Here is a 5738-nt window from a genome sequence, read left to right on the forward strand (position 1 = left end):
TGTCGGGCATGTTCTCCAGATAGTCCCCCGCGCTCTCGGCGGTGGTGGCCCGCCACCAGCCGGGCAGGAGGATCAGCTCGCTGCCTCTTCCTTCCGCGAGAAGATCGCGCGCGAGTTCCGAGATTTCCGCGAGACGATTCTGTGCCCACAGGCCGTTCGCGCTGGCGAGCCCGGCGATGCCCTTCCCGCCCCGGTGGGCGGAGAGGAGGACCATCGCCGGGGTGTCCGGATGATCGGCGACGTGACGGACCGAGAGCAACCCGCCGTTGCTGTGGCCGATGACGGCGGGCGGGCCGTAGCCCTTCGCCTCGATCCAGGCGCGTGCGTGGTTGTTATCGGCAATCGCTTCGGCGGTGGTCTGGAAGGCGCCGCCCTCGAGCTCGCGGCTGTCCCGCGTGCTGAGGACATCGTGTCCCCTGCGGTTGAAGGCGAGGCAGGCGAGGCCCATCCCGGTGAGGTGTGGCGGGAGAAAGCGCGGGGCGCCGACGTAGAAATTCATGCAGTTGCCGTGGAGGAGGATGGCGCAGCCGGTGATAGCGCTTCCTTCGGGCTCGTAGTACGCCCCCTCGAGGGGGACCGTGTCGGTGGGAACGGAGACCAGCTCGGTGCGCACGGCGTGTGTCCCCTCGATTCGGCTATTTGTAGGTGTAGGGCCGGGCCGGCGGCTTTTTGCTTAGCCGGTTGCGCATGATGCCGAGGGGGCCCATGTCGATCTCGACCAAATCGCCGGGCTGGATCCAGCGATCGATCTCCATCCCGCAGCCGCCGGGGACGGTGCCCGAGCCGAAGAGGTCGCCCGTGCGCAGGTTCTCGTCGCGCGAGGTGTAGGAGATCATCTGCTCGAAGGTCCAGTACATCTCGCCCGGGGTGGCCTCGATCCAGGTTTCGCCGTTGATGCGCGCGGCCATGGGGATCGAAGTGGGGTCGGGCAGCTCGTCCTTCGTGACGATCCAGGGGCCGAACGACCAGCACCAGTCTTTTCCCTTGTAGGGCCCCACACTCATCTGCATCTCGCCCGTCTGGGCGTCGCGGGCGGACCAGTCGTTCAAGATGGCGTAGCCGAGGATGTGATCGGCGGCTTTTTCTTCCGGGATGTCCCTGCCCGGCTGGCCGAGGACGGCGCAGAATTCGAGCTCGAAATCCATCTTGTCGGTGTAGCTCGGCCAGGGGACGACCTCATCCGCGGCCGCCATGTGGGCGGTGCTCGATTTGAAGGCGAGGGGCCGCTCGTACCAGGTCTGGGGGATCTCGAGGCCCATCATCCCGAAGGTTTTCTTCAGGTGGCGCTCGAAGCCGGCGAAGCCGCGAATGAGCGGCGGGTTGGGGATCGGGGCGAGAAGGCGTATCTCATCCGGCCGGTAGATGAGCTGCTCTCCGCGGGGGCCCTGGGCCTCCGGGTTTTCGAGGAGAAACTCGAGGGCGCTCTCGGCCGCCTCGAGGGCGCCGGGGCCCGCGCCCGCGAGGGCGAGCATGTCGGCGGGGAGGATGGCATCCGCTTTCTCCTGGGCGCGCGGGGAGCGTTCGCCCGCCATTTCGGCGGCGAGGGCGAAATTGAGGTCGGCGTAGACCTGGCCGCCGCCGAGTTCGATGACTGCGCCCGCCCGCTGGAAGGGGCCGACCGGGGTTGCGACTTCAAACGTGATGAGTTTCATGTTCGCCTCGCAGATTGTGAATCGTGGGCCGGAAGTCCCTCTTAGTCGAGATCTACCTTGTCCCGCTCGTCGGTCTCGGGGAAGGGGCCTTCCTTGATCTCGATGACCTTGGTGTCGTCCTCGAGGAACACCACCTCGTGGCCCTCCATCATGAGGATGAGATCGTTCTGCCGCAGGATGGGGTCCCCGAGGTGGTCTCCTTCTTTCGTGTAGATACCGACCTTGATCGAGCCCCTTTGCACGATGACGATCTGGTGGCGGGTCGTGTTCTGGGGCCGCTCGTCCACGATGTGGTAGTGGGGGTTGGTGGTGGCGCCCTTCTTGCGGTTGAGGATGATGATCTGGAGCGGCAGCTCGTCCGCCGTCATGTGGGCCTTGGTGTTGCGCTCGTCCTCGATGTCCTGGCCGGCGTAGGCCGTGCGGATGTGCGCCTTGGCTTCTTCGGTGTCAAGATAGGGCGGAAAAGCGGCATAGTCCTTGAAATCACTCTTGATGTGCATGGCGACGATGCGGCCGTCACTCGCCTTGTAGTAGTCCACCCCTTGGCAATCCACTTCGAGCGCCATAGCTTTTTCCTTTCGGTTGTCCTCGTGTTCCGGCGCAGATAACCCGCGCCGGGGCATGATGTGGTAAAAAGGTTCCGATTCGTCAGGGGAAATGTGCCATGCAGGGGAAAGTCCCACAAGCGGCGGCGGGTTTTCTTGCTGCGCACTCTCCTTTTTGCTGGCGTTTCCCGGCATATCAAAACCGGAGGTCAGGCCCATGGTCCGGGGGCTCAGGTGGCTCCTGGGCGCAGTTTTTTTTGCGCTCCTTGTGTTTTTCTTTCTGAACGCGGTATGCCGCTCGCCGGAGCGCCGGGCGGGGCGGTTGGGCCGGTATTTTTGCGGGCAGATGAAGCCCCGGCCCCCAGGGCCCGCTCCCGGCCCTGCGCAAATGCCGGCGCCCTGAGTACGTTTTCTTTTCCTGAGGATGACATGGCGAAAGAGAGTGCAATGACGGATGCGGTTGTCCAGTTCATTCTGGAGACCGGCGATACGGCGGTACCCGAGGAGGTGAAGGCGCTCCACCGCCGGTGTTTCGTGGACGGCGCGGGGCTCATGGTAGCGGGCGCGACGGAAAAGAGCGGCCGGATCATCCAGCAGTACTTGAAGGAAAACGGCGGCGGGCCGGAGGCGCGCATGCTGGGGACGGACAGGACGGTGCCGGCCCATGCGGCGGCATTCGCGAACGGGGTCGCCGGACACTCCATGGACTACGACGACACCCAGCTGGCGGCTCACCCCGATCGCATTTATGGACTGCTGACCCATCCGACGGTTCCGGTCATGGCGGCTTCGATCGCGATGGCCGAGGCCTTGGGTTCATCCGGCGCCGAGCTGATGACCGCCTTCGCGGTGGGCTTCGAGGTGGAGTGCAAGGTGGCCGAGGCGATCAAGCCGGAGCACTACATCCGTGGCTTCCACACAACGGGCACTGTCGGCGCCATCGGCGCGGCGGCCGCCTGCGCGAAGCTGATGGGACTCGGGGAGCATGAACTGCGGATGTGCCTGGGGATCGTTTGTTCGGAGAGCGCCGGGCTTCGGGCGAACTTCGGAACGATGACGAAGCCGTTTCACTGTGGAAGGGCGGCGGAGAACGGCGTGGTCGCGGCCCGCCTGGCCGCCGGCGGCTTCACGGCGGATCCGGCTGCGCTGGACGGCCCGTGGGGCTTTTTCCAGATCATGGGCGGCGGCGCGGACGCGGAGTGTCTCATCGGGAAGCTGGGCAACCCCTGGACGGTGGCGGACCCCGGCGTTTCGATCAAGCCCTACCCCTGCGGTTCGCTTTCGCATCCCTCGATGGACGCGATGCGCGATCTGATTCTCGAGAACGGTATCCGGAACGAGGACGTGAAGGTGGCCCGCCTTGGCACGACCCAGCGCGTGCTACAGCCGCTCCGCTACGACGACCCGCAGAACGAACTCGAGGCCAAGTTTTCGATGAAATACAGTCTGGGCATTCTGCTGCACACCGGGGGCAAGGCCGGAATCGCGCAGTACCACGACGAGGTGGTGAACGATCCCGCCGTGAAGGAAACTCTGAAGAAGATAGAGCCTTTCGTGGACGATGAGATCGAGGCGATGGGCTACGATCTGATCCGCTCGAAGCTGACGATCGAGATGATGGACGGGACGGTACACGAAAAATTCACGGATACCTCCCGCGGCACGCCCAAGCGGCCGATGGACCGGGAGGAACTCTACGATAAATTCAAGGAATGCTGTGGGCTGGTCTACGGGGAAGATCAGATCGCCCGGGCAGAGGCGATGCTCTACAAGGTGGATACGCTGGATAGCATTTATCCGCTGATTGATCTGCTCGGCGAAAGACTGGCTCCCGAAGGTGGAGCGTGATGGTGGCGAAAGAGGCCCAGAGAATTTTCGTGATTTGCGCCGATCTGTTTTTCTCCGGGGGCATCCGTGAAGCGGGCGTTTCGCAAGGTTCCGTGTTCGAGTTTTTTTCATCGGCCGAAAAATTCGAGCAGGCGCTCGATAATTTTCAGGCGGTGCTTTTTCTCGCGGATCTCCATCACCCCAAACTCGGCGGCGAGACCGCATATGATCTGGTGAAGAAGCTGAAGGCGCACCCGAAGAACCGGAGCGCCTACGCCATCGCCTGGGGCGCGCATACGGAGCCCGATCTTTTGAAGGGCGCCGAGAAGGCCGGATTCGACAAGGCGATGCCCCGCTCTTCGTTTGTCCGGGAGATGCCGGCCATCGTGCAGCGGGCGGCGAACCGCATCCGGGCAGGCGGATGAGCGCCGCGCCCCGCCCGAATCCCGAGCCTTTTGAGGGAAGCCTCATCTGGTGGATCGAGGTTCCGGCGAGCGAGCAGTACTATGTCCAGGGTCTTTTGGAGGGATACGATTCCATCGGCTACTACCAGACCCTGGTTCCGGATTATCGCCGGGAAGTCCCCGGCGGCATTTATGCGTTGGCGCGCATTACTTCCACCGAAGGGGGCCGGGAAGAGTTGCGGTTTCTTCTGGATGCGCTGCGGGCTGAATGCGGCTTGAGAGTCCTCGAGGCGGCACCGGAGATTTCCCCCGACGTGCAGCCTGCCTCCGGCGGCGTTTCCGTCGGCGGGGTGGCTCCTTTTTCCGGGTCCGGTTAGCCGAGATCGAAGATATTGCTATTGTTGTCGTAGTTTTTCGTGCGGTAACTTCTGATGTTTCCCAGGTTTTTCAGCGCTTGTCCGATTCGTTGCGTGTTGCGGAATATCTTTTCGGCGCGCTCGCGGCTTGCATAACCCCGCGGAAGTTCATCGAGCAACAGCTGGGTCTGGCCGAGAATGACGGTGAGCGGCTGGTTCAGCTCATGGTTGATGGCGCCGGAAATCTCGGACACTGCCGTGAGTTTTTCGGCCTGGATCAGACGCTCCTGCGTCTCCCGCAGCACCCGGTTCATCTCGCTGAGCGCCTCCGCCCGCTCCCGCAGCTTTCTGTTGAGGTGGACGATTTCGAGTTGGGTGCGCACCCGGGAGAGAAATTCGATTCGGTTGAAAGGTTTGATGAGAAATTCCACGGCCCCGAGGGTCAGGGCCTTTACCCGGAATTCCGATTCGCAAATTCCAGAGATGACAAGAAAGGGAGGGTGCTCGGACCCCGCGCTCTCTTTTTTGCATCTTTGAATGACTTCGAGCCCGTCCATCCCGGGCATCAGGATGTCCAGGATGACGAGGTCGGGCCGGTTTTTGCGGATTTTTTCGAGCGCCTCGTGGCCGTTTTCGGCGCATAACACCTGATAGCCCTCGTTTTTCAGCAATGCGCCGATGATCTCCACCGTGGCCGAGGAATCATCCACCACCAAGATGGTACCTTCGGATGCTTTTACGGGTATCTCCAGGGATAAAACGGTGGTGCTGTTGTTGAGATCCCAGATCGGGGAGAGCATTTGGCTCATGGAAAGATCCTCGTTTCGGCGTGTCCTCAGGAAGAGAAAAAGCACGTTAAGATTATATAGTATAAATTGATATATTATTTCAAGAAATTAAATATATTTCAAATTGTTTGAACGTGGGTGGGTGGGGCCGAAGAGGTTCGTATTA

General features: G+C 62.1%; 7 protein-coding genes. 3 read left to right on the forward strand and 4 right to left on the reverse strand.

The window, feature by feature from the left end; translation table 11 throughout:
• The 3 genes from O2807_11045 to O2807_11055 all read right to left on the reverse strand — a co-directional run.
• Nucleotides 1–613: alpha/beta fold hydrolase (locus O2807_11045; protein MDA1001033.1), on the reverse strand; the 613-nt coding region annotated here is incomplete at its 3' end.
• Between the two features lie 22 nt (nt 614–635).
• On the reverse strand, nt 636–1652 hold the full coding sequence (locus O2807_11050) for a fumarylacetoacetate hydrolase family protein (GenBank protein ID MDA1001034.1): 1017 nt from the start codon (nt 1650–1652) through the stop codon (nt 636–638).
• Between the two features lie 41 nt (nt 1653–1693).
• Entirely contained in the window at nt 1694–2218 is a 525-nt protein-coding gene (locus O2807_11055; GenBank protein ID MDA1001035.1) for a hypothetical protein, read from the reverse strand.
• 426 nt (nt 2219–2644) lie between these two features.
• Between O2807_11055 and O2807_11060 the strand changes: the two genes are divergently transcribed.
• From O2807_11060 to O2807_11070, 3 genes are read left to right on the forward strand one after another with little or no spacing between them, the layout of a single operon-like run.
• Nucleotides 2645–4045: an MmgE/PrpD family protein gene (locus O2807_11060; GenBank protein ID MDA1001036.1), complete on the forward strand. Its 1401-nt coding sequence runs from the start codon at nt 2645–2647 to the stop codon at nt 4043–4045.
• A complete protein-coding gene (locus tag O2807_11065) occupies nt 4045–4449 on the forward strand; it encodes a hypothetical protein (GenBank protein ID MDA1001037.1) in 405 nt (134 codons plus the stop codon). Before O2807_11060 ends, O2807_11065 begins: the two co-directional genes overlap by 1 nt.
• Nucleotides 4446–4805, forward strand: a complete 360-nt coding sequence (locus O2807_11070) for a hypothetical protein (GenBank protein ID MDA1001038.1) — start codon at nt 4446–4448, stop codon at nt 4803–4805. The genes O2807_11065 and O2807_11070 overlap by 4 nt, the downstream gene beginning before the upstream one ends.
• On the opposite strand, the gene O2807_11075 is transcribed toward O2807_11070, so the two are convergent.
• Complete coding sequence (locus O2807_11075; GenBank protein MDA1001039.1) at nt 4802–5593, reverse strand: response regulator; 792 nt, start codon at nt 5591–5593, stop codon at nt 4802–4804. The two genes, O2807_11070 and O2807_11075, sit on opposite strands and share 4 nt — an antisense overlap.
• Nucleotides 5594–5738 lie beyond the last annotated feature (145 nt).

This window comes from bacterium (genome assembly GCA_027622355.1).
Classification (GTDB): domain Bacteria; phylum UBA8248; class UBA8248; order UBA8248; family UBA8248; genus JAQBZT01.